The sequence below is a fragment of the Kocuria sp. genome (assembly GCF_030536815.1).
Lineage (GTDB): Bacteria > Actinomycetota > Actinomycetes > Actinomycetales > Micrococcaceae > Kocuria > Kocuria gwangalliensis.
Map to the genome: position 1 here is coordinate 1 of NZ_JAUNPE010000284.1, position 2,054 is coordinate 2,054.

The following is a 2,054-nucleotide window of genomic DNA, read 5'->3' on the forward strand; positions in this document are numbered from 1 at the left end:
GGGCGGCCTCTCCGGCGTCCCCGTACCCCACGGCGACCAGGATGTCGGGGCGGTTCGAGGGGAAGCTCAGGCGGGTGTAGGCCTTGGTCAGGGCGTCGATGATGGTGTCGCGGGGGACGTCCCAGCCTTCTGCCGCCAGGGCGTGCTCGTCCAGTTCGACCCACGGGATGCCGGCGTCCTTGAGCGCGGTGAGCAGCTGGATGTAGAGGTCCACCACGTCGTTGAGTCGGTCGAAGGGCTGGGTGCCCGGGGCGTCCGTGGTTTCCGGGCGGGCCAGCAGCAACAGGGTCACGGGGCCGACCAGCACCGGGCGGGTGATGGCACCGGTGGTGTCACGGGTGGTCACGAAGCGTTCGATCAAGCTTTCTGGGTGCGCGGACAGCGGGGTATCGGGGCCGATCTCGGGAACGTAGTAGTGGTAGTTGGTGTCGAACCACTTGGTCATCTCCAGCGGCTCCAGGCGATCGGTTCCACGGGACAGCGCGGTGATCAGCTCGATGCCCTGCGCGGTGTCCGGAGCGGCGGGGCGGAAACCGTCCGCGCGGAAGCGGGCCGGGACCGCGCCCAGGGCCAGTGCGGTGTCCAGCGTCTGGTCCACGGCGAACGTGTCAGCGGGGATGGCGGCGGCGTCGGTGAGACCGAGGTCGCTGAGGTGGCGAACGGTGCGCTCGTGTAACTGAGCGAGCGTGTCCAGAACGGACTGCGCGGGGTTCTCTGCGGGCTTGGACCAGTAGGCCTCCAAGGCCTTCTTGAGTTCTCGGTTGGGGCCGATCCGGGGGTAACCCAGGATGGTAGCGGCGGGGAACGAGGGCTTGGAAATAGCAGTCATTTGGGGTGCTCCTGAGGATAAAAGGGTGTGAAATGGGAAGCCACGGTCGCTGTGACCGTTGCGAAAAGGTTCTGTCGGAAGGGTGGTGCGGGTGCCCGTGTGGCGGCAGTGGGGCCACCGGTGCGCGGCGGTCAGGCCGCCGACGAACTCCCACGGAACTCGCGGGCGGCATCGCGCACCCGGAGATGATCAAGGATGGCCAGTGGGGCGTCCGGCCGGTTGAACGTGAACAAGTGCAGACCCGGGCAACCGAAGTCCAGCAGCTCATCGATCAAGGTGAGCGTTGCCGCAATGCCCCTGCGGCGCAGTTCGGACGGATTGTCCGTACCCAGGAAGTTGGTGATCCGCTCGGGGATCGGTACGCCGGTCAGCTCGGTCATTCGGCCTAGGCGCTTGATGTCGGTCAGCGGAACCAGGCCGGCGATGATCGGAATGTGGATGCCCTCCGAGCGCGCACGCTCCAGGAACCGCACGTAGTCCTGGGCGTCGTAGAGCACCTGGGTGATTGCGTAATCCGCTCCCGCCTCCTGCTTGTCCCACAGGGCCGCCAGGTCCGCTTCGAAATCGCGGCCCTTGGCGGCCACGGGGTAACAGGCAACTGACACCGAGACCGGCCTTTTTCCGGGGCGCTCGCACGCGCCGAACCTCCGTTCCTCGACCTCGCGGATCAGCTCGACAAGTTGCGATGCTCGGTGTAAACCACCCGGGTGGGTCACCCACTCGCCGCCGCCCACGGGCGGATCGCCGCGCAGGGCGAGAAGGTCGCGAACGCCGTCGTCAAGTAAATCTTCGACGGCGCGCTCCAAGCCCGCGCGATCGGTGCCACCGCAGGTCAGGTGGGCCACGGCGGGGGTCTTGGTCTGCTTGAGCAGGTGCCGCAGTGTCTCGCGGGAGACCCCGTTGGTGCCGGAGTGCCCGTGGGTGACCGAGAAGAAATCCGGGCCGGCCGCGGCCATGGTGTCGATGTTGCGCCACACGGCCTCCGGATCGCGGGTGGGGTGTGGCGGGAACACCTCGAACGAGATCAAGGATTCGCGGCGCGGCCTGCGCACCAACCACGACGTTCCCGTGGGTGGCCCCGTGGTGACGGTCTGCTCCGAGACCTGGGGTGTGGACAGGGCGGGCATAAAAATACCTCCGGCGGTTCGGGACGCCGGAGGTTTCTCCGTGCGCCGTACTTGCTCGCCGTGCGGTTGCGCGGCGGCCGGATCCTCATCTGGGGCAC

The 2,054-nt window shown here is 67.6% G+C and carries 1 protein-coding gene and 1 pseudogene; both read right to left on the reverse strand.

Going from position 1 to position 2,054, the window contains the following annotated elements; genetic code table 11:
- Positions 1 to 829: pseudogene (locus Q4E95_RS13190) on the reverse strand (5-methyltetrahydropteroyltriglutamate--homocysteine S-methyltransferase); the annotation flags it as partial.
- Positions 830 to 960: 131 nt separating this feature from the next.
- Positions 961 to 1,956: a methylenetetrahydrofolate reductase gene (locus Q4E95_RS13195; RefSeq protein WP_303383736.1), complete on the reverse strand. Its 996-nt coding sequence runs from the start codon at positions 1,954 to 1,956 to the stop codon at positions 961 to 963.
- Positions 1,957 to 2,054: the final 98 nt, after the last annotated feature.